General features: G+C 72.6%; 15 protein-coding genes. 11 read left to right on the top strand and 4 right to left on the bottom strand.

The genetic code is table 11. The annotated features are described in order from the left end of the window. Positions 1-258 precede the first annotated feature (258 nt). The 5 genes from pulA to AB0O19_RS24380 all read left to right on the top strand — a co-directional run bounded on the left by pulA (position 259) and on the right by AB0O19_RS24380 (position 12,642). Positions 259-5,760: a pullulanase-type alpha-1,6-glucosidase gene (gene pulA / locus AB0O19_RS24400; protein ID WP_363622299.1), complete on the top strand. Its 5,502-nt coding sequence runs from the start codon at positions 259-261 to the stop codon at positions 5,758-5,760. A gap of 550 nt (positions 5,761-6,310) precedes the next feature. Beyond that, a complete protein-coding gene (locus tag AB0O19_RS24395) occupies positions 6,311-8,647 on the top strand; it encodes a M4 family metallopeptidase (protein WP_363622297.1) in 2,337 nt (778 codons plus the stop codon). Positions 8,648-8,900: 253 nt separating this feature from the next. Further along, positions 8,901-10,640: a carbohydrate-binding module family 20 domain-containing protein gene (locus tag AB0O19_RS24390; protein WP_363622295.1), complete on the top strand. Its 1,740-nt coding sequence runs from the start codon at positions 8,901-8,903 to the stop codon at positions 10,638-10,640. A 159-nt stretch (positions 10,641-10,799) separates the two neighbouring features. Continuing rightward, positions 10,800-11,024 carry a hypothetical protein gene (locus AB0O19_RS24385; protein ID WP_363580892.1) on the top strand — a complete coding sequence of 75 codons (225 nt, stop codon included), beginning with the start codon at positions 10,800-10,802 and terminating at the stop codon, positions 11,022-11,024. Positions 11,025-11,109: 85 nt separating this feature from the next. Further along, complete coding sequence (locus AB0O19_RS24380) at positions 11,110-12,642, top strand: AMP-binding protein (RefSeq protein ID WP_363622293.1); 1,533 nt, start codon at positions 11,110-11,112, stop codon at positions 12,640-12,642. Between the two features lie 50 nt (positions 12,643-12,692). On the opposite strand, the gene AB0O19_RS24375 is transcribed toward AB0O19_RS24380, so the two are convergent. After that, the gene (locus AB0O19_RS24375) at positions 12,693-13,436 is read right to left on the bottom strand and encodes an SDR family oxidoreductase (RefSeq protein ID WP_363622291.1); all 744 of its coding nucleotides are present in this window, start codon (positions 13,434-13,436) and stop codon (positions 12,693-12,695) included. Positions 13,437-13,873: 437 nt separating this feature from the next. Here AB0O19_RS24375 and AB0O19_RS24370 point away from each other — a divergent pair, with 437 nt between their 5' ends. The 3 genes from AB0O19_RS24370 to AB0O19_RS24360 all read left to right on the top strand — a co-directional run bounded on the left by AB0O19_RS24370 (position 13,874) and on the right by AB0O19_RS24360 (position 16,663). Continuing rightward, complete coding sequence (locus tag AB0O19_RS24370) at positions 13,874-14,941, top strand: alpha/beta hydrolase-fold protein (RefSeq protein ID WP_363622289.1); 1,068 nt, start codon at positions 13,874-13,876, stop codon at positions 14,939-14,941. 294 nt (positions 14,942-15,235) lie between these two features. Further along, a complete protein-coding gene (locus tag AB0O19_RS24365) occupies positions 15,236-16,027 on the top strand; it encodes a hemerythrin domain-containing protein (RefSeq protein WP_363580900.1) in 792 nt (263 codons plus the stop codon). 228 nt (positions 16,028-16,255) lie between these two features. Next, the gene (locus AB0O19_RS24360) at positions 16,256-16,663 is read left to right on the top strand and encodes a hypothetical protein (protein ID WP_363580902.1); all 408 of its coding nucleotides are present in this window, start codon (positions 16,256-16,258) and stop codon (positions 16,661-16,663) included. A gap of 115 nt (positions 16,664-16,778) precedes the next feature. Here the strand turns inward: AB0O19_RS24360 and AB0O19_RS24355 are convergent, their stop codons facing one another. Next, positions 16,779-17,342 (bottom strand): DUF1707 and FHA domain-containing protein, encoded by a 564-nt coding sequence (locus AB0O19_RS24355; protein ID WP_063347333.1) that lies wholly within the window; start codon positions 17,340-17,342, stop codon positions 16,779-16,781. Between the two features lie 176 nt (positions 17,343-17,518). After that, positions 17,519-18,067, bottom strand: a complete 549-nt coding sequence (locus AB0O19_RS24350; RefSeq protein ID WP_363622287.1) for a DUF1697 domain-containing protein — start codon at positions 18,065-18,067, stop codon at positions 17,519-17,521. A gap of 65 nt (positions 18,068-18,132) precedes the next feature. Here AB0O19_RS24350 and AB0O19_RS24345 point away from each other — a divergent pair, with 65 nt between their 5' ends. Next, a complete protein-coding gene (locus AB0O19_RS24345) occupies positions 18,133-18,603 on the top strand; it encodes a pyridoxamine 5'-phosphate oxidase family protein (RefSeq protein ID WP_363622285.1) in 471 nt (156 codons plus the stop codon). Between the two features lie 57 nt (positions 18,604-18,660). Here AB0O19_RS24345 and AB0O19_RS24340 read toward each other — a convergent pair whose 3' ends face one another. Further along, positions 18,661-19,017, bottom strand: a complete 357-nt coding sequence (locus AB0O19_RS24340) for an arsenate reductase family protein (protein ID WP_363580907.1) — start codon at positions 19,015-19,017, stop codon at positions 18,661-18,663. A 192-nt stretch (positions 19,018-19,209) separates the two neighbouring features. Here AB0O19_RS24340 and AB0O19_RS24335 point away from each other — a divergent pair, with 192 nt between their 5' ends. After that, entirely contained in the window at positions 19,210-20,427 is a 1,218-nt protein-coding gene (locus AB0O19_RS24335; RefSeq protein WP_363580908.1) for a cytochrome P450, read from the top strand. A 232-nt stretch (positions 20,428-20,659) separates the two neighbouring features. Beyond that, a complete protein-coding gene (locus AB0O19_RS24330; RefSeq protein WP_363580909.1) occupies positions 20,660-21,757 on the top strand; it encodes a PP2C family protein-serine/threonine phosphatase in 1,098 nt (365 codons plus the stop codon). Positions 21,758-21,916 lie beyond the last annotated feature (159 nt).

Raw genomic sequence — 21,916 nt, 5'->3', positions numbered from 1 at the left:
TTCACCGGCTGTCCCCCTTGAGGGCTAGGGGGCGGCTCCCACCGGGGTAGGGGGTGCGGTCGGGTCTGGTGCTTACCGGCGGGACAGGCATACGTCCCATTGTTACGCCGACCGCTCGAAGGGCGTAATCGGGGTGGCGGCAACGGTCCTGGCCTGGAGTTTCCCGGAACGAAACGGTTTCTGCATCTTGCTGAAACATATTGCAGGCCGCTAGCTTCCAGGGAACTCGCTCACCCCTTCCCCTAAGGGAGACCCTCAGTGGCCGATGTCCGGCTCCGCCCCCGGCGGAGCACCCCCCGACGCAGACCCGGCCGCACGGCCGTCCTGCTGGCCGCCGCACTGACCGCCGCCACCCTCGGCAGCGTGCCCGCGGCCCTCGCCGCCGCCCCGCCGGCCCCGCCCTCGGACGCCGCCCTGGCGGCCACCGCAGGGCGGCACGACCTCACCCGCGAGCAGTTCTACTTCGTCCTGCCCGACCGCTTCGCCGACGGCGACCCCGCCAACGACACGGGGGGCATCACCGGCGGCCGGCTGGACCACGGCTTCGACCCGGCCGACAAGGGCTTCTACCACGGCGGCGACCTGGCCGGCCTGATCCAGCGGCTCGACTACATCCAGAACCTCGGCACCACCGCGATCTGGATGGCCCCGATCTTCAAGAACAAGCCGGTCCAGGGCAGCGGTGACCAGGCCTCGGCCGGCTACCACGGCTACTGGATCACCGACTTCACCCAGGTCGACCCGCACTTCGGCACCAACGACCAGCTCAAGGACCTGATAGCCAAGGCCCACGCCCGCGGCATCAAGGTCTTCTTCGACGTCATCACCAACCACACCGCCGACGTCATCGACGACGCCGAACAGCAGCACGGCTACCGCTCCGTCGGCGCCTACCCGACCCTCGACGCCGACGGCAACCCCGTCGACGAGACCGCGATCGCCGACGCGGGCGCGCCCTGGCCGCGGCTCACCAAGGACTCCTTCCCCTACACCCCGGTCTTCCGCAAGCCCGCCGACGCCACGGCCAAGACCCCGTCCTGGCTCAACGACCCCGCGCTCTACCACAACCGCGGTGACTCGACCTTCGTCGGCGAGTCCGCCACCGAGGGCGACTTCAGCGGCCTGGACGACCTCGACACCCAGAACCCCCGGGTGGTGAAGGGCTTCGAGAAGGTCTACCAGCAGTGGGTCAAGGACGCCGGCGTGGACGGCTTCCGGATCGACACCGTCAAGCACGTCAACATGGCGTTCTGGCAGCAGTGGGCGCCCGCGCTCAAGGACTTCGCCGCCAAGCAGGGCAACAAGAAGTTCTTCATGTTCGGCGAGGTCTACTCCGGCGACCCGGCGATCACCTCGCCGTACGTCACCAAGGGCAAGCTCCAGGCCACCCTGGACTTCCCGTTCCAGGGCGCCGCCCGCAGCTACGTCTCCCAGGGCGGCTCGGCGAAGAACCTCGCCGACGTCTACGGCCAGGACTACCGCTACACCACCGCCGACACCGACGCGTACGAGCTGCCGACCTTCCTCGGCAACCACGACATGGGCCGGTTCGGCTCCTTCCTGCTCGCCGACAACCCGGGCGCCGACGAGGCCACCCTGCTGAAGAAGGACCGGCTCGGCAACGAGCTCCAGTTCCTCACCCGCGGCCAGCCCGTCGTCTACTACGGCGACGAGCAGGGCTTCACCGGCGCGGGCGGCGACCAGGACGCCCGGCAGGACATGTTCGCCTCGAAGACGCCCTCCTACAACGGCGACCGGGTGCTCGGCGGCCCCTCCGGCCCGGCCGACCGGTACGGGCAGGGCGGCGCGCTCTACCAGGACGTCGCCGCGCTGGCCAAGCTGCGCCGCGACAACCCGGCGCTCGCCGACGGCGCCCAGATCGAGCGCTACGCCGCCGACGGCGCGGGCGTGTACGCCTTCTCCCGGATCGACGCCGGGCAGCGGACCGAGTACCTGGTGGCGGTCAACAACGCCGCCGAGGCGAAGACCGTCACCCTGGACACCTTCTCCGCCGGGATGGGCTTCGACCGGATCTACCCGGCACCGGGCGGGAAAGCGACCTCCGGCGCCGACCGCAAGGTCACCGTGACCGTGCCGGCGCTCTCCTCGGTGGTGTTCAAGGCGGGCGCAGGCCTCGCACCCACCACGGCGGCGCCGCAGCTCTCCGTGCAGCCCCCGGCCGACGGTTCGAGCGGCACCGTCACCGTCGGCGCCACGACCGGCGGCGGCTTCAACCGCGTCACCTTCGCCGCCCAGATCGGCACCGGGCCCTGGCAGACCCTGGGCACCGCCGACACGGGGCGGAACCTGGTCACCCAGGACCTGAGCGCCACCGCCCCCGGCACGGTCGTCCGCTACAAGGCCGTCGTCCAGGACTCCAGCGGCCGGCTGCGCTCCGCCACCGCGAGCTTCACCACCGGCGCCCCCGCGCCCAAGCCGGTGCCCACCGCCGGCGCCCGCCCGTACGCCGTCGTGCACTACAACCGTCCGGACGGCGACTACGACGGCTGGAACCTCTACGCCTGGGGCGACCTCGCCGACGGCGAGGCCACCCCGTGGCCCGCCGGGCACGCCTTCACCGGCCGGGACGCGTACGGCGCCTTCGCCTACGTGAAGCTCAAGCCCGGCGCCTCGGACGTCGGGTTCGTCGTCGAGAAGAACGGCGTCAAGGACGTCGACGCCGACCGCCACGTCGACGTCGGCGCCACCGGCGAGGTCTGGCTCCGGCAGGGCGACCCGGCCGTGCGCACCGCCGACCCGGGCCCGGTGAACACTCCGCCCGCCAACACCGCCGTCCTCCACTACAACCGGGCCGACGGCGACTACGACGGCTGGGGCCTGCACGACTGGACCGGCGCCGCCACCCCCACCGACTGGGGCAAGCCGCTGATGCCGGTGCGCCACGACGCCTTCGGCGCCGTCTTCGAGGTGCCGCTGGCCCCCGGCGCGACCAGCCTCAGCTACATCCTGCACAAGGGCAACGACAAGGACCTGCCCACCGACCAGTCCCTGGACCTCGCCGTCGACGGCCGCGAGGTGTGGCTGCTCGGCGGCCGCGAGGGCCACCTGCTGCCGCAGAACGCCGCCGCCTCCGCGCAGGTGGACCTCGGCACCGCCAAGGCCCAGTGGATCGACGCCAGGACCGTCGTCGTCCCGGCGGCCTACGGCGCGGGCGACGCCGCCCTGGCCGGCGGCACCAGCGCCCAGCTGGTGTACGACCCCGAGGGCGGCATCCGCGCCGACAAGGGCGTGCTGACCAAGCCCGGCCGGTGGATCCGGCTCAACGCCGCCCAGGGCGGCCTGACCGCGGCGCAGAAGGCCGCGTTCCCGCACCTGGCGGGCTACCGGGCCTTCACCGTGGACGCCCGGGACACCGCGCGCGTCCCGGCCGCGCTGCGCAGCCAGCTGCTGTTCACCGAACACCTGCCCAGCGGCGCCGTGCTGGCCGCCACCGGCGTGCAGACCCCCGGCGTGCTGGACGACCTCTACGCGCGCCGCACCGGCCGGGTGGACTTCGGCCCGGCCTACTACAACGGCAAGGTGGCGCTGTCGGTGTGGGCGCCGACCGCGCAGGAGGTGTCCGTCCAGGTCTTCGACGGCGCGACCGGCGGCACCCCGAAGACGCTGCCGCTGAAGCTGGACGACGAGACCGGCGTCTGGGAAGTCGTCCGCGACAAGGGCGAGTTGGACGGCAAGTACTACCTGTACCAGGTGAAGGTCTGGGCGCCCTCCGTCCAGCAGGTGGTGGTCAACACCGTCACCGACCCGTACTCGGTCGCGCTGTCCACCGACTCCAGGCGCAGCCTGGTCGCCGACCTCGCCGCCAAGGAGCTCAAGCCCGCGGGCTGGGAGGAGCAGAACGTCCCCGAGGCCGTCCCGCCGGCGCGGCAGCAGATCCAGGAACTGCACGTCCGGGACTTCTCGGTGGAGGACACCACCGTCCCGGCCGCCGAGCGCGGCACCTACCTGGCGTTCACCGAGTCGCAGTCGGCCGGCATGCGGCACCTGCGGGAACTCGCCCAGGCCGGGGTGACCACCGTCCACCTGCTGCCGACCTTCGACATCGCCACCATCCGGGAGAACCGGGCCGACCAGAAGCTGCCGGCCTGCGACCTCAAGTCCCTGCCCCCGGACGGCCCGAAGCAGCAGGAATGCGTGGCGGCCGTCGCCGCCGACGACGCGTACAACTGGGGCTACGACCCGTTGCACTACACCGTGCCGGAGGGGTCGTACGCCACTGAGCCGACCGGGGTGGCGCGCACCGTCGAATTCCGGCGGATGGTGCAGGCGATGCACGAGGCCGGGCTGCGGGTGGTGCTGGACGTGGTCTACAACCACACCGCCGCCAGCGGCCAGGCCGAGCACTCGGTGCTGGACAAGGTCGTCCCCGGCTACTACCAGCGGCTGGACGACAACGGCAAGGTCACCGCGGACAGCTGCTGCGCCGACACCGCGCCCGAGCACGCCATGATGAACCGGCTCGTGGTCGACTCGGTGACCACCTGGGCCCGCGAGTACAAGGTCGACGGCTTCCGCTTCGACCTGATGGGCCTGGATCCGAAGTCCACCATGCTGGACGTGCAGGCCGCGCTGCGGAAGATGACGCCCGCCTCGGACGGCGTCGACGGGAAGAACGTCTTCCTCTACGGCGAGGGCTGGAACTTCGGCGTCGTCGCGAACAACGCCCGGTTCGAGCAGGCCACCCAGCTCAACCTGGCCGGCACCGGCATCGCCACCTTCGACGACCGGCTCCGCGACGCCGCCCGCGGCGGCAACTTCATGCTCAACTCCGCCCCGCAGCAGGGCTTCGCCTCGGGCCTGTACACCGACCCCAACGGCTCGCCCGCCAACGGCACCCCGCAGGAGCAGAAGGACCGGCTGCTGCACCAGATGGACCAGCTGAAGGTCGGACTGACCGGCAACCTGGCCGGCTACTCCTTCACCGACAGCTCGGGCCGGGCCGTCACCGGCGCGCAGGTCGACTACAACGGAGCCCCGACCGGGTACGCGGCCAAGCCGGGCGAGGCGGTGGAGTACGTGGACGCCCACGACAACACCGACCTGTTCGACGCGCTCGCGTACAAGCTGCCGACCGGCACCACGCCCGCCGACCGGGCCCGGATGCAGGCGCTCGGGCTCTCGCTCACCGCGCTCACCCAGGGCGCGGGCTTCGCCCAGGCCGGCAGCGACCTGCTGCGCTCCAAGTCGCTGGACGCCAACTCCTACGACTCGGGCGACTGGTTCAACGCCATCCACTGGGACCCGTCGCAGGGCAACGGCTGGGGCCGCGGCCTGCCGCCGGCGGCCGACAACAAGGAGATGTGGCCGACCGCGCAGTCCCTGCTGGCGAACCCGCGGCTGACCGTGGGGGCGGCCGAGATCCGCGCGACCTCCGCGCAGTACCAGGAGTTCCTGCGGATCAAGCGCTCCTCGCCGCTGTTCTCGCTGCCCACCCTGGCCGCCGTCCAGCAGCGGCTGTCCTACCCGCTCTCCGGCACGCCCGGTGAGACGCCCGGGGTGATCACCCTGCACCTGGACGGCACCGGGCTGAAGGGCGCCGAGAAGGGCGTCACCGTGGTGTTCAACGCCACGCCCACCGCGCAGGCGCAGACCGTGGCGGCCCTGAGGGGGACGGGCCAGGCCCTGCACCCGGTCCAGGCGGGCGGCGCGGACGCGGTGGTGAAGCAGTCCGGCTTCGACGCCGTGACCGGCACCTTCACCGTGCCGGGCCGCACCGTGGCGGTGTTCGTCCAGGGCTGATCGACGACCGCCGGAACCCCCGGGTCCCGCACCGCCGTTGTGGCGGTGCGGGACCCGTTTCGTTTTGGCCGCCCGGTGGCCGGAAAGCACCGATGGCACGGCCGGAAGCGTGATGTGCCGCGTCCGCCCGGCGCCGTCGGCCACCGGGTGGTGCGGGCGGGGGCCCTGAGCGCTGGTCAGTGACTTCCGGAAGTGATCGAACATTCCCCGGATCATGAAAACCGTGTTCATGAGTTCTCAAAGGGGTAACACAACTGATGAACAGTCATGCATACGGTTTCGGTAATGAATCGGCCATTCCGTGGCATGCATCTGTCATTAACGACTCGTTTGCTGCCACGATTCCTGCGGCTGCAGACGAGGGGGCCCCACCCCCCGGTGCGGCTGACCAGTTCAGGTGCAGCGCGTCCCAAACCTGCCACGACTTGTGAGCACCGCAATCGCACCCCCGTCGCACACCCCGGGCGGGGGCCCCCACTGCGCCGCAACCCTGCGGCCCAGGTTTCTCTCCACCGGCGCGAACCCCGCGCCGGTCGGAAAAGGAGTCCGCATGTCCCGTTACGCTCACGCCCGGAAGGCCGCGGTTGTCATGGCCGCAACCACCGCGCTGCTGGTGACCGGCATACCGGTCATCGCGCAGGCCGCGACGCCCGACGCCCCGTCCGCCGTCGCCGCCCAGCAGTCGGACCGGGCCGCGCTGATCGCCTCCGCGAACCAGCAGTCCGCGTCCTTCGCCCAGGCCCTGGGCCTGAGCAGCCAGGAGAAGCTGGTCACCAAGGACGTCGTCCAGGACACCAACGGCGGCCGTCACCTGCGCTACGAGCGCACCTACGCCGGCCTGCCGGTGCTCGGCGGCGACCTGATCGTCCACCAGGACGCCGCGGGCGCCACCAAGAGCGTGACCAAGGCCAGCGAGGCCGACCTCAGCGGCGTCAGCACCACGCCGGCCCAGGCCGCCCCGAAGGCCCAGGCCGCCGCGCTCGCCGCCGAGCAGGGCGCCGCCGTCGACACCGCGCCGCGCCTGGTCGTCTGGGCCGCCGACGGCACCCCGAAGCTCGCCTGGGAGACCGTCGTCTCCGGCCGCGAGTCCGACGGCACCCCGAGCAAGCTGCACGTGGTCACCGACGCCGCGACCGGCGACGTGCTCAGCAAGGCCGACGGCATCAAGCGCGGCTCCGGCAACGGCGTGTTCGTCGGCAACGTGCCGCTGACCACCACCCAGAGCGGCTCGACGTACTCGCTGAAGGACGCCACCCGCGGCGGCCAGTACACCACCGACATGAAGAACGGCACCTCCGGCAACGGCACGCTGTTCAGCAAGTCGAGCGACACCTGGGGCAACGGCCAGGCCAGCAACCGCGAGTCCGCCGCCGTGGACGCCCAGTTCGGCGCGGCCGCCACCTGGGACTTCTACAAGAACACCTTCGGTCGCAACGGCATCCGCAACGACGGTGTCGGCGCGATGAGCCGGGCCCACTACGACACCGGCTACGTCAACGCGTTCTGGGACGACAGCTGCTTCTGCATGACCTACGGCGACGGCTCGGGCGACACCCACCCGCTCACCGAACTCGACGTCTCCGGCCACGAGATGAGCCACGGCGTCACCTCGGCCACCGCCAACCTGAACTACTCGGGCGAGTCCGGCGGCCTCAACGAGGCCACCTCGGACATCTTCGGCTCGATGGTCGAGTTCTACGCCAACCTGCCCGCCGACAACCCGGACTACCTGATCGGCGAGCTGATCGACATCAACGGCAACGGCACGCCGCTGCGCTACATGGACAAGCCCTCCAAGGACGGCACCTCCGCCGACTCCTGGTACTCGGGCGTCGGCAACCTGGACGTGCACTACTCGTCCGGTGTCGCCAACCACTTCTTCTACCTGCTGGCCGAGGGCAGCGGCGCCAAGGTGATCAACGGCGTCAGCTACAACAGCCCGACGGTCAACAACATCACCGTCGGCGGCATCGGCCGGGACAAGGCCCAGCAGGTCTGGTACAAGGCGCTGACCGCGTACATGACCTCCACCACCAACTACGCCGCCGCCCGCACCGCGACCCTGAACGCGGCCACCGACCTGTACGGCGCGAACAGCGCCGAGTACAACGCGGTCGCCACGGCCTGGGCCGCCGTCAACGTCGGCTCGCTGCCCAACCCCGGCGGCATCACCGTCACCAGCCCGGGCAACCAGTCGACCGCGGTCGGCGGTGCGGTGAACCTCCAGATCAAGGCCTCCGGTGGTACCGCGCCGCTGTCGTACAGCGCCACGGGCCTGCCGGCCGGGCTGGCGATCAACGCCTCCACGGGTGCGATCACCGGTACCGCCACCACGGCGGGTTCGTCGAACGTGACGGTGACGGTGAAGGACTCGGCGGGCAAGTCCGGTACGGCGAGCTTCACGTGGACGGTGACCGGTGGCGGTGGCGGCACCTGCACGCCGGCGCAGCTGCTGGGCAACGCGGGCTTCGAGACGGGCTCGGCGGCGCCGTGGACGACCAGCTCCGGCGTGGTGGACAACAGTTCCTCGCAGGCGGCGCACGGTGGTTCGTGGAAGGCGTGGCTGAACGGCTACGGTTCCTCGCACACCGACACGCTGGCGCAGACGGTGACGATCCCGGCGGGCTGCAAGGCGACGCTGAGCTTCTGGCTGCACATCGACACCGCCGAGTCGGGCAGCACCGCGTACGACAAGCTGGCCGTGTCGGTGAACGGCACCACGCTGAAGACGTACTCCAACGCGGACGCCGCGGCGGGCTACCAGCAGCGGACCTTCGACCTCTCGTCCTACGCGGGCCAGACGGTCACCCTGAAGTTCACCGGCACCGAGGACGCCTCGCTGCAGACGAGCTTCGTGATCGACGACACCTCCATCCAGACCGGCTGAGTCCGGACCGGGCCCCCGCGGGCCCGGTGAACCAGGACAGGTGAGGGGCCCGGCGGCTACGGCTGCCGGGCCCTTGTCGTGCGTCCGGGCCCAGGCGGTGCAGAAACGTTCCTCCCGAGCCCTTGACGCTCTCTCCCGACGGCCCTAGGTTCAGCGCTGCAAGTTTCCGGCAAGTTACAGAAACTTCCTGCATAGCTCTTCCCGCACGGCTCACCCCCGGCTGCCCCCACCCCAGCCACCCCCAGGAGACGACGTGGTCACCACCGCCCCCACCCGCCGGACCGCCCGCGCGGCCGGCGCCCTCGCCGCCTCGGCGGCCCTCGCGCTCTCGCTCGCCACCTCCCTCGGCGCCCCCGCCGCCCAGGCCGCCCCACCCGCCGACAACGGCAAGGACGTCACCGCCACCCTCTTCGAGTGGCGCTTCGACTCGGTCGCCCAGGCCTGCACCTCGACGCTCGGCCCGAAGGGCTACGGCTTCGTCGAGGTCTCGCCGCCCCAGGAGCACATCCAGGGCCCGCAGTGGTGGACCTCCTACCAGCCCGTCAGCTACCGGATCGCCGGGCGGCTCGGCGACCGGACGTCCTTCAAGAACATGGTCGACACCTGCCACGCCGCCGGGGTCAAGGTCATCGCCGACGCCGTCGTCAACCACATGACGGCCGGCTCCGGCACCGGCACCGGCGGCACCGCGTACACCAAGTACACCTACCCCGGCACCTACCAGGACCAGGACTTCCACACCTGCCGCCAGCCGATCACCAACTACCAGGACCGCTCCAACGTGCAGAACTGCGAGCTGGTCAACCTCGCGGACCTGGACACCGGCAGCGCGTACGTCCAGCAGACCATCGCCCGCTACCTGGACGACCTGGGCTCCCTCGGCGTCGACGGCTACCGGATCGACGCCGCCAAGCACATCGCCGCCGGCGACCTCGCCGCGATCAAGGCGAAGACGGCCAACCCCAAGGCCTACTGGGTGCAGGAGGTCATCTACGGCGCCGGCGAACCGGTCCAGCCCACCGAGTACACCGGCACCGGCGACGTCGACGAGTTCCGCGTCGGCACCGACCTCAAGCGGATGTTCACCAGCGACAAGCTCGCCAACCTGTCCGGCTGGGGCGCCTCCTGGGGGTACCTGCCGAGCGGGCAGGCGCGCTCCTTCATCGACAACTGGGACACCGAGCGCAACGGCTCCACCCTCAACTACACCTACGGCAACACCTACACGCTGGCCAACGTCTTCCTGCTCGCCTCGCCGTACGGCGCGCCCAACGTCTACTCCGGCTACGCCTTCACCAACAACGACGCCGGCCCGCCCAACGGCGGCACCGTCAACGCCTGCTACCAGGACGGCTGGAACTGCACCCACGCCTGGCGGCAGATCGCCAACATGGTCGGCTTCCGCAACGCCGTCGCGGGCACCGGCGTGACCAACTGGTGGTCCAACGGCAACAACGCGATCGCCTTCGGTCGCGGCAACAAGGGCTACGTCGCGCTCAACCACGAGAGCGGCCCGATCACCCGGACCTTCCAGACCGGGCTCGCGGCCGGCACCTACTGCGACGTCCAGCACGGCGACCCGCAGCCGGGCGGCGGCTGCACCGGCCCGACCTACCAGGTGGGCGCCAACGGGCAGTTCACCGCGACGGTCGGCGCGGGCGACGCGATCGCGCTGTACGTCCCGGGCGGGTCGGCGAACGCCTCCGGCGCCTCGTTCAACGTCAACGCGACCACCGTCAACGGCCAGAACGTCTACGTGGTCGGCGACATCGCCGCGCTCGGCGGCTGGGACCCGGCCAAGGCGCTGCCGCTCTCCTCGGCCGGCTACCCGGTCTGGTCGCTGTCGCTCGCGCTGCCGGCCGGCACGGCCTTCCAGTACAAGTACGTCCGCAAGGACGCGAGCGGCGCGGTGACCTGGGAGTCCGGGGCCAACCGGACGGCGACCGCGCCGGCCTCGGGCCTGGTCACCCTGAACGACACCTGGCGGCCGTAGGGCCCCGGGCGGCGCGCCCGTGACACCTCCGTGACACCTCCGGGCCGCCCTCGGGCCGCCCCTGGACCCCCGTCAGCCTGGCCTGACGGGGGTCCCTCGTGCGAGTGGCCGTGCCGGTTCAAACCTCGGCCGGCGAAGCGGCGCTGACACGATCGCGGGATGAGAACCACCCCCCTCGTCCTCGACCTCGAACTGTGCGGCGGCCGCTGGGACGGCCACCGCAAGCGCGTCAACGCCGCCGCCCCGCCGCCCGCACTGCGGATGCTGCTCCGGGCCCGCCTACCCGCCGCGGAGAGCGGCGAGTACTGGCCGACCACCAGCGTCTACCGGCTGGACGGCGACCGCGCCGGCTCGCTCCGCTACCGCCACTCGCACGACGAGTGATCACCATCGGGTATAACTCCCGGCCCTGGAAAAGGGGTTGGGTTAGGGTGGGGACATGGTTGCGAACTGCAAGGAAGAAGTGGCCGTGAACGAACCGGAGTTCGTCAGCGCTCCCGCCCTGATTCTTCAGTCCCTCGCCGCCGACCCCGACCGACGGGCCATCACCACCGCCGACGGCGTCGAACTCGCCGCCGGCGACTTCGCCGCCGCCACCTACCGCCTCGCCCACGAGCTCGTCGCCCGGGGCGTGGTGCGCGGCGACACCGTGACCCTGCTCGCCGGCAACACCGCCGAGGCGCTGAGCGCCCGTTACGCGGCAGGCCTCGCGGGTGCGCGGGTGGTGAACCTCTACGACGGCATGAGCGCCTCGACCCTGGCCGAGATCGCGACGAGCGTCGACACCGCCGTCCTGCTCGTCGACGCCGAACGGTACCCGGTGGCCGCCGAGTTGCTGCCCCTGATCGACGTGCCGGCCGTCCTGCGTCTCGGCCCCGGACCGGACGCGATCGGCGAGGACGTGATCGCCGCCTCCGCCCACCGGCCCGCCGAGCCGCCGGCCGTCCGGGTCGGCCCGGACGACGACTGGGGCATCCGGCACACCGGCGGGACCACCGGAATCCCGAAGGGCATCCGGAGCCTGCACGGCGCCTACCGGAAGGTCTTCGACGCCCCCGGCCGCATGGCGAGCGACGCGCCCCGCTTCCTCGCCGCCACCTCGCTCGCCCACCTCGCCGGGCTCTTCTCCGACCTGACGCTCCACCACGGCGGTGCGGTCGTCCTCCAGCGCTCCTTCGACCCCGGCGCGGTGCTGGCCGCGATCGAGCGCGAACGCATCACCGACCTGTGGGTGCTGCCGCCGCTGCTCTACCAGCTGCTCGACCACCCGGCGATCGGCCGCACCGACCTGTCCAGCCTGCGCCGGGTCTCGTACGGCGGCTGCGCGGCCTCGCCCACCCGGGTGCGCGAGGCGCTCAAGGTGTTCGGGCCGGTCCTGTGGAGCGGCTACGGGCAGTCGGAGGCGCAGAACATCTGCATGCTCGCCCCGCACGAGCACGACCGGGTCGGGCACGGCGGCCAGATCGCGGTCGGCCGACCCCTCCCGGGCATCGAGGTGGTGATCCGGTCCGCCGACGGCGCCGAGCTGCCCACGGGGGAGCAGGGCGAGATCCACGTCCGCTCGGACACCGTCATGGCCGGGTACTGGAAGCGGCCCGACCTGACCGCCGAGGTGCTGCGCGACGGCTGGCTGAACACCGGCGACATCGGCTACTTCGACGCGGACGGCTACCTCTACCTGGCCGACCGGCTCAAGGACAAGATCATCGTGGTCGGCGGGCACGTCTACCCGTCCGAGGTCGAGGACCTGCTGCTCACCCACCCGGCGATCGCGCAGTGCGCGGTCTTCGGGGTGCGCGACGCGCAGGAGGCGGAGCACGTCCACGTCGCCGTCGTCGCCGCGTCGGGGCAGCGGCCGGACCTGGAGGAGGTCCGCGCGTTCGTCACGGCCCACAAGGGGCGGATCTACGCGCCGGAGGCCCTGCACGTCGTGGCCGCGATCCCGCTGACGGCGGTGGGCAAGCCGGACAAGAAGCGACTGCGCGAGTCCGTGGCGGACTGACGGCGGGAGGCCGACGGCGGACCTCCGGCGGGCAGCCCGGGGACAGGGCCCTAGCCCCGCCCGACGTACGGCATGGCGGTCGCCATCACGGTGGCGAACTGCACGTTGGCCTCCAGCGGCAGTTCGGCCATGTGTCGGACGGTGCGGGCCACGTCGGCCACGTCCATGGTCGGCTCGACCGCGATCCGCCCGTCCGCCTGCCGCACCCCGGTGTTCATCGCGGCGGTCATGTCGGTCGCCGCGTTGCCGATGTCGATCTGCCCACAGGCGATCCGGTACGGGCGGCCGTCCAGCGACAGCGACTTGGTCAGCCCCGTGACCGCGTGCTTGGTCGCGGTGTAGGCGATCGAGTGCGGGCGCGGGACGTGCGCCGAGATCGAGCCGTTGTTGATGATCCGGCCGCCCTGCGGGGCCTGCGCCTTCATCTGCCGGAACGCGGCCCGGGCGCAGAGGAACGCCCCGGTCAGGTTGAGGTCGACCACCGCCCGCCAGGCCTCGACCTCCAGGTTCTCCACCGGCACGGCCGCGCCGAAGGTGCCGGCGTTGTTGAACAGCAGGTCCACCCGGCCGAAGCGCTCGACGGCTCCGGCGAACAGCGCGTCCACCGCCGCCGGGTCGGTGACGTCGGTCGGCACCACCGCGGTCGGGGTGCCGCCCAGGCGGGCGGTCTCCCGCAGCGGCTCGGCCCGCCGGCCGGCCAGCACCAGCCGCCAGCCGGCCGCGGCCAGTTCGGCCGCCACGGCCCGGCCGACTCCGCTCCCGGCTCCGGTGACGACGGCGATCTGCTGGGGCATGGCGTTCTCCTGGGTCTGCTCGGGTCTGCTCAGGTCTGGTGGGCTTCGGCTTCGGCTTAGGCTGGGCGCGGGTCGGTCGGGGCGTGAGCCGATCGTTGCGGATGCGGCGGCTGCCGTCACTGGTCGAAGGCCCCAAAATTCGCACCCCCGGACAGGTCTCGGACCGCGCTCCCCGCCGTCCGGCCCCCGCCGACCGGGGGGAGCGGTGAAGGCCTTTACCTGATCGCGAACAAACATTGGATTTCCGGTGGCCACCGCGCAACCGGGCCACCCCGGTCCACGTCATAAGATCGCAGGAAGGCGCGCCACCGCGAGGGAGGACGCGCCGCCACCCCGGGGACCGCAGCAGCGCCGCGCCCCCGGCCTGTCCGGCCCCACCGGGGGGCCACAGCCCGGTCAGACGGACCGGGCGTGTCATCGGTCGGAGAGTCCTCACCGTGCTTAGGCAGTCGTCCCGTTCCCGCGCCGTCCTGACCGGCGCCGCCGTGCTCGCCCTGGCCGCCTCGCTGGCGGCCTGTGGGAGTTCCGGTGGCGGGAAGGGGGACAGCGCCAAGGCGGCCGGCACCCCGGGTGCGACCGGTACCGGCGCCACGGGGGGTTCGCCCAGCGCCGGTGGCGGCGGTACGCCCGCGCCCACCACCGCGGAGCCCGCGGCCGCCACCGGGAAGGTGCTGATGCCCACCGGTCCGGCCGCCACCCTGAGCAAGGCCCGGGACACGTCCGCCGGTCCGATCATGGTGACCACGGTGACCGGCGCGAAGTCCGGCGTCTCCGGCAAGGTCTGGGTCTGGCTGCCGCCCGAGTACAACGACCCCAAGTTCGCCAAGACCGGTTTCCCGGTGCTCACCCTCTTCGCGGGCGGCCAGAGCAACGGCTACAACACCTGGACCGACAACCAGCTGCCGATCCAGGAGGAGAACGAGCAGCTGGTCAAGGCGGGCAAGTCCCACCCGTTCATCATGATCATGCCGGTGCAGAACTTCAACAGCGACGAGCACAACGCGCTGGACTGCTCCGACATCCCGGGCCAGCCCAAGATGGGCACCTGGATGTCCCAGGACCTCCCGGACTTCGTCCGCGCCAACTTCCGCACCGTGAAGGGCCGCGACGGCTGGGGCGTGATGGGCGCCTCCACCGGCGGCTTCTGCAGCGCCAAGCTCGCCCTCCAGCACCCGGACGTCTACAAGGCCGCCGTCCCGATCGACGGCTACTACGTTCCCGACTCGGGGCTGTGGAAGGGCCACGACGCCGAGCGGCAGGCCAACAACCCCGACGTGCTGGTCGCCCAGGGCAAGGCCGACGTGAAGATGCTGGTCACCGCGGGCGGCGCCAACCCGTACGAGACCAAGCTGGTCAAGGGCTGGGTCGCCAAGGCCGCCCCGCCGGTGTCGCTGGAGTACTACGAGCAGCCCGGTGGCAAGCACCTGACCTCGGACTTCAAGAAGATGATCCCGGACACGCTGCAGTGGCTCACCAAGAACCTGACGGGCCCGGAGGCCGACTGATCCCAGTCGTACGACGACCCGCGCGGCCGTCCGCACGACGCGCCGTACGACGACCCGCAGGCCGTGGGCCCGGGGCACCCAGGTGCCCCGGGCCCACGGCGTTCCGGCAGTGTCCGGAGGCCGGGGCGGGCGATCGCGGGGCGGCACCCGCGCAGCGCGGCTTCCCCCGCGCACATGCCTGTGACCTGCGCGTCAATCGGACATTGATTCACTTTTGATCGACTGTGAGCACCTTGGATGGGGCCGCTCCACCGGCTGGCCCCGCCCGCCCCACGACGTCGTGAAGAGAGTGCCATGCCGATCCATCTACTGCCCCAGCCGTCCCCCTCCGTGCCCGAGCAGGCGGGGTCCGGGGTCGACACCCGGGGCGCGGCCGTGCCCGTGCGGGCCGTCGGCGAGGAGCCGGCGACGGCCCGCTTCGCCGGACTGCGGCTGGTGCACGCCGCGCTGCGCCGGGACCTCGCCCGGCTGCCCAACGCCCTGCGGCTGCTCCAGCCCGGCGAGGACGACGCCGGCGAGGCGCTGCTGCGGCACTGGAGCTTCGTGACCGCGATGCTGACCTGCCACCACGAGCAGCAGGACAGCCGGATCTGGCCGATCGTGCGCCGCTTCGCCCCCGAGCTGCGGCTGCTGCTCAACTGGCTGGAGGCGGACCACCACAACCTCGACCACTCGTTCACCCGGGTCACCACGCTGGTGCGGATCGCCAGCCGGGACACCGGCAGCGCCTGGCCGGTGGCGTACGCGATGGAGGACCTGGCGGCCCGGCTGGAGACGCACCTGCGGATCGAGGAGCGCCAGTTGCTGCCCCGGATGGAGCGGGTGGTCCCGGAGGGCTCCCGGCTCGGCGGCCTGGGCGAGCTGATGGACCTGCTGCGCTCGGCGGACGGCCCGGGGACGGCGGACGCGCTGGCCTGGCTGCTGGAGGGTGTGGAACCGGCGCTGGTGGAGCGGCTGTTGGCCGAGTGCGACGACGACGTGGCCCGCAACTGGCCGCACTGGCAGGCCACCTACCAGCGCTGCATGGCGCCGCTGTGGGGCCCGGCCGGTGCGCGGGGCAGCGACCTGGGCGGTGTCGCCGACTGACCGCCGGTCCTTTTCGCGGCCCGTCGATCTACGCGCGTGGCATACCTCTGAGGCATATGCCGAGCCTTTCCGGAATCCGATCCAGCAGTTCCAACTCCCCTCGTCCCCTAGGGGATTCGACCCATCGCCCTCGGGGTCGCGATCGTTCGGGCGCTCCGGGGCCGGCCAGGGGCTGCGTACCGCCGACGGCCGATGGCGGGGCGCGTGCGGGCGCCTACCGTCGACGCCATGACCACAGCGAGCACCCCGAACTCCCACCGAACCCCTGCCCGGCGCCGTTTCGGGCCCGCCGTCCGCCGCCCGGCGCTCCTCGCCGCCGGCGCCGTCCTCACCCTCGGCGCCGGACTGACCGCCTGCGACGGCGGTGTCGCGCTCTGCCTCGACGACGACAGCTGCGACGTCGTCGTGCGCACCGATGACGCCGAGGCCTCCAAGACCCTCCAGGTCTTCGGCGGCGACCGCACCGTGAAGATGACCGTCAGCCACATCACCGACAGCACGGTCGAGGTCGCGGTCGGGGACGAACGGAAGACCGTCGGCAAGGGCGCCGAGACCGCCGTCGGCACGGCGAAGGTCACCCTGCGCAAGGCGGACAAGGGCGACCGCTACGCCGAACTGCACGTCACCCGCGGCTGACGTTCACCGCCCGCACGCCCGCACACCCGCACGTTCACCGTCCGCACGCATGGACGCCCACCCGACGCCTCCCCGGTGCCCGCTCGGGTCCGTACCGACCGGCCGGGGGTGCGACTCAGTCCGAGGCGAGCCGGAACTCCAGGTTCCCGAACCGGACCTGGTCGCCCGGCCGGACCCGTACCCCGCCCGCGATCCGGCGCCCGTTCACATGCGTGCCGTTGGTCGAGCCCAGGTCGTACAGCACCCAGCCGCCACCCTCGCGCCGCAGTTCGGCGTGCCGTCGGGACACCGAGGCGTCGTGCAGCCGCAGCCCCGAGCCGGGGAACCGACCGATCGTCAACTGCCCGGCCCCGGTCTCCGGCAGGCTCAGCCCGGGCAGCCGTTCGGTGCGCCAGGCCCGGCGCAGCCGGTCCCCGAACGCGGAGACCCGGCCGACCGTCCGCAGCAGGAAGCGCTCGACCGGGCTCCCGGTCGGCAGCCCGGTCATCGCCTCGTCCAACTCGCCCCGGCTGGTGGCGTGCAGGACGATCTCCATCCGGCCGAGGAAGGTGTCGTGCGACAGCCGCCCGCTGCCCGCTCCGTCCTTGAGCACCCCGAGCGCCTGGTCCCGTTCGGCGTCCGAGGGGCGGACCGCGCCGGAGGGCCGGACGGCGCCGGTGCGGAACTCAGGAGACGTCATGGCCCGATTGTCGGCTCGGCCGGCTCGGACTGTCCAGATCACGCCGGGTGCCGGCGCGCGGTGAGTACGTCACTGCACTCCAGACGCCCGGTGCGCCACCGCGGTTCCGGGCGGCCGGGTGGCCGGGTTGCCTGGCGGTTGGGTGCCGGGGTGGCCGGTGCGCGGATGTCAGGGGGTCAGCCCTTCCGGGCGGCCGCCAGGATCTTCTCGGTGGTGTGCAGGAACCGGGAGGTGACCGCACCCCGGTAGGCCTTGCCGAACAGTTCCCCGGTGACCCACTTGCCGTCCCGCAGGTGGACCACCACGTACGCGGCGCCCGGGTCGGCGCCGACCACCTCGTGGTCGCCCTTCGGCGAGAGGCGGGGGAGGGCGAGGTCGGCGGGCAGCGGCTCGGAGAGGAAGGCCACCACCAGCCGGACGTCGGGCGTCACCTCGACGCCCCTGAACGGCTCGGCGGCCAGCAGCGCGGCCACCTCGTCGACCGTCCGCAGCAGCGTGGGCACCGGGTAGCCGAGGGAGCGTTCCAGGTGTTCCTCGATGCGCCGGGTGAGGGCGGCGCGGTCCGGCTCGTCGGTGGTGAAGAAGACGTTGCCGCTCTGGATGTAGGAGCGCACGCCCCCGAGCCCCAACTCGGCGAAGAGCGCCCGCAGTCGCTCCATCCGCACCGTCCGGCCGCCGACGTTGATCGCCCGCAGGAACGCGATGTACGTGGTCGTGGTGGTCACTCCGACAGTCTGCCACCGACCCCTGACACCCGGCGGTTGTCGGTGCCCGGTGCCAGACTGGCGCCATGGCCACCTGGCAGGATTTCGAGCAGCAGGCACCCGAGCTGGCCCCCCTCGTGCGGGCCCGGTTCGAAGCCGAGAAGCACCACGTCCTGGCGACGCTGCGCAAGGACGGGTCGCCCCGGGTGAGCGGTACGGAGGTCGACTTCGTCGGCGCCGACCTGATGCTCGGGTCGATGTACGGCTCGGCCAAGGCGCGCGACCTCCAACGGGACGGCCGCTTCGCGCTGCACGCCCACCCGGGGGACGAGACGATGGCCGGCGGGGACTCCAAGGTCTCCGGCCGCGCGGTCGAGATCACCGACGAGGCCGAACTGTCCGCCTACGCGGCCGATCTGCCCGAGCCGCCGCCGACCGCCTTCCACGCCTTCCGGCTGGACCTGGAGCAGGTGGTGCACACCGCCGTGGGGGAGGGCCACCTGTGGATCCTCAACTGGCACCCGGGCCGGCCGGTGCAGCGGATCCAGCTGCACTGACCGGCCCCGGACACCTCGGAGGCTCCGGACACCTCGGAGACTCCGGACGCGCCGCTGCTACGGCAGGACGGACTTGACCGCCTCGGGGGTGCGGGCCACGACGGCGTGGCCGTCGTCCGCGGTGATGATCGGGCGCTGGATCAGGATCGGGTGCTCCGCCATCGCCGCGATCCAGCGGTCCCGGTCCGCCGGCTCCCGGGACCACTTCCGCATCCCCAGGTCCTTGGCGACCTGCTCGTCGATGCGGGTGATGTCCCACGGCTCCAGGCCCAGCCGCTCCAGCACCTGCTCCAGCTCGGCCGCGGTCGGCGGATCCTCCAGGTAGCGCCGCACGGTGTACTCGGCCCCGACGGCCTCCAGCTCGCCGAGCGCCGACCGACACTTGCCGCAGCGCGGGTTGATCCAGATCTCCATACCGGCAACCCTACCGAGCCGCCCGACGGCCGGGCGCCAACCCGCCCGGCCCGGCGCCCCCGCCGGACGCGCACCCGGGCCTCCGCCGGTCGAGCCCCCGGTCCGGCCCGGCGCCCCCGCCGGACGGGAACTCCGCTGCACCCTCCGGTGGTTCACGCAGCAGGAACGTGGCCTCTGGGAGGGGAGCACCGGATGGACGGCGCGGCGATCATCGAGGAACTGCTGACCAGCGAGGGCCGGGCCGACCCGTACCCGCTGTACGCGCGGGCACACGCGCTGGGCGCGGCGGTGCCCGCCGGGCCGGACACCTTCCTGGTGGCCGGCCACGCCGCGGCCGACAAGGTGCTGCGCACCCCCGCCTTCGCCGTCGCGACCGCCGACATGATGGCGGAGCTGACCCCGGAGTTCGCCGAGCACCCGTCGCTGGCGCTGTTCGGCCGCTCGATCCTGCAGCGCAACGCGCCCGACCACCCCCGGGTCCGCTCGCTGATCGCCTCGGTCTTCACCGCCCGCCGGGTGGCCGCGCTGCGCCCGGCGGTGGAGGAGGCGGTCGCCGGGCTGCTGGACGGGATGGCCGAGCAGGGCGCCGACGGCTCGCCGGTGGACTTCATGGACGCCTTCGCCTTCCGGCTGCCGGTCGGGGTGATCTGCGAACTGCTCGGCGTCCCCGAGCGGGACCGCTACCGCTTCCGCGACCTCGCCTCCGACCTCACCGTCGCCCTGGAGTTCATCGACGACCGCTCCGAGCTCACCGAGGCGGACGAGGCCGCCGACGAACTGGCCGGCTACTTCACCGAGCTGGCCGCCGAGCGCCTCGCCCGCCCGCAGGACGACCTGGTCACCGACCTGGCCCGGATCGCCGTCGACGACCCTGAGCGGCTGCCCGCCCGGGAACTGCTGGCCAACCTGGTGCTGCTGCTGGTGGCCGGCTTCGAGACCACCACCAACCTGCTCGGCAACGGCCTGGCCCTGCTGTTCCGCCACCCGGAGGCCGCCGCCGGGCTGCGCAGCGGCGCGATCACCCCGGCCGGCTTCACCGACGAGGTGCTGCGCTTCGACTCCCCGGTCCAGCTCACCTCCCGGGTGGCGCTGGCCGAGGGGCTGGCCGTCGACGGGCTGCCCGTGCCGGTCGGCAACGTGGCGCTCCTGCTGCTCGGCGCGGCCAACCACGATCCGGCCCGGTACGACCGCCCGGAGGTGTTCGACCCGACCCGCCGGGACAGCCAGCCGCTGAGCTTCGGCGGCGGCCCGCACTACTGCCTGGGCGCCCAGCTGGCCCGACTGGAGGCCGAGGTCGCGGTGCCCGCCCTGCTCGACCGCTTCCCCCGGCTGGCCCCGGGCGGCGTGCCGGCCCGGCGGGACCGCCTGGTCCTGCGCGGCTTCGAGACCCTGCCGGTGATCGTCCGCTGATGACCGTCTCGCCGCTGACCGCCCACCCGGCCCGGTTGTCGGCGCGCCCGCCGACCCGTCCGCCGGCCGGGGCCGGGTCGGTCACCGTCCGCCGACCGGCCCTGACGCCCCGCTTCCGGGCCCGGCCGGCCCCGGAAACCGGGACGTTCGGCCGTTCGTGGCCGGGTCCTCCGTAGGAGAGCATGGAGGGACGAACCGGTCATACCGACCGGTCGGCCAGGAGGACCCCACCGTGCCCGTAGCACCCCGCCCGGAGCATCCGGCGGCCGTGGAACCCCGGGCACCGCGCTGGGTGCCCTGGCTGCCGGTGCTCCTCCTGCTGCTCGACCTGGCCGCCGAGGCGGTCGTCCCGGACGCCGTCGCGGCCGGCTTCCTGCTGACCGCGCTGCCCGTGGTGGCGGCGTTCAGCTACGGCCCGGTGCTGACCGCCACCACCACGGTCGGCGCCCTGGCGCTGCAACTGGTGCTGGCCGTGCGGGCGGGCCACATCGACGAGCAGCACCACGTCTGGGTCTACATCGCCACGCTGCTCTCCGGGGTGATGGGCACCGCCCTGTCCTGGCAGCGGACCCGGCAGAACCGCACCCTGCTGCACGCCCGTACCGTCGCCGAGACCCTGCAGCGAACCGTGCTGCGCCCGGTGCCCGAGCGGGCGGGCGGTCTGCGGGTGGCCGGCCTCTACCGCCCGGCCCAGGCCGAGGTCCTGGTCGGCGGGGACCTGTACGAGGTGTGCGACACCCGCTTCGGCGTCCGGGTGCTGCTCGGCGACGTCCGAGGCAAGGGCCTCGGCGCCGTCCGTACGGTGGCCGACGTGCTCGGCGCCTTCCGGGCGACCGCGCACGACACCCCCGACCTGGTCGACCTCGCCGACCAGCTGGACCGTGCCGTCCTGCGCGACGCCGCCGACCGGGGCGACGACGAGCTGTTCGTCACCGCCGTCCTGCTGCAGTACCGGCCGGGCTCCGACTGCGTGGAGATCGTCAACCGGGGCCACACCACCCCGCTGCTGCTCACCGAGCACACCATCACCCCGGTGTCCTGCGCGGACGAACTCCCGCTCGGCCTGGCCCACCTCGGGCCCCCCGACGAACGCGGCAAGCCGACCGCCGTCGCGCTGCCCCCGGGCCACACCGTCCTGCTCTACACCGACGGTGTGAGCGAGGCCCGGGACGCCACCGGCGCCTTCTACCCGCTGGCCCCCCGCCTGGCCGCCCTCGGCACCACCTCGCCCGACCGGCTGGTCTCCTTCCTGGCCCAGGACGTCCACGAGTACGCCGGCCTGCTCGCCGACGACCTCGCCGTCCTGGCGCTGACTCCGGAGCGCCCGTAGGCCTTCCCCGGGTGAACCCCCGCAGCCCGAGCCCTCGGTTCCAGCCCTGCCCGCCTGCCCGCCTGCCCGCCTGCCCGCCTGCCCGCCTGCCCGCCTGCTCGCCCGCCTCCGACAACGCGCCAGTGGCGCCGCTGGGGGCGGCGCCACTGGTGTCGATCG

The organism is Kitasatospora sp. NPDC091276 (assembly GCF_040684355.1).
GTDB lineage: Bacteria > Actinomycetota > Actinomycetes > Streptomycetales > Streptomycetaceae > Kitasatospora.
The sequence above is the reverse complement of the archived record's forward strand: the minus strand, read 5'-3'. Positions and strand labels throughout refer to the sequence as shown.

Coding starts and splice junctions, on each gene's coding strand:
- AB0O19_RS24345 (WP_363622285.1), top strand. CDS start 18,133: ATGGCCACCTGGCAGGATTTCGAGCAGCAGGCACCCGAGCTGGCCCCC.
- AB0O19_RS24355 (WP_063347333.1), bottom strand. CDS start 17,342: ATGACGTCTCCTGAGTTCCGCACCGGCGCCGTCCGGCCCTCCGGCGCG.
- AB0O19_RS24335 (WP_363580908.1), top strand. CDS start 19,210: ATGGACGGCGCGGCGATCATCGAGGAACTGCTGACCAGCGAGGGCCGG.
- AB0O19_RS24360 (WP_363580902.1), top strand. CDS start 16,256: ATGACCACAGCGAGCACCCCGAACTCCCACCGAACCCCTGCCCGGCGC.
- AB0O19_RS24385 (WP_363580892.1), top strand. CDS start 10,800: ATGAGAACCACCCCCCTCGTCCTCGACCTCGAACTGTGCGGCGGCCGC.
- AB0O19_RS24395 (WP_363622297.1), top strand. CDS start 6,311: ATGTCCCGTTACGCTCACGCCCGGAAGGCCGCGGTTGTCATGGCCGCA.
- AB0O19_RS24375 (WP_363622291.1), bottom strand. CDS start 13,436: ATGCCCCAGCAGATCGCCGTCGTCACCGGAGCCGGGAGCGGAGTCGGC.
- AB0O19_RS24365 (WP_363580900.1), top strand. CDS start 15,236: ATGCCGATCCATCTACTGCCCCAGCCGTCCCCCTCCGTGCCCGAGCAG.
- AB0O19_RS24340 (WP_363580907.1), bottom strand. CDS start 19,017: ATGGAGATCTGGATCAACCCGCGCTGCGGCAAGTGTCGGTCGGCGCTC.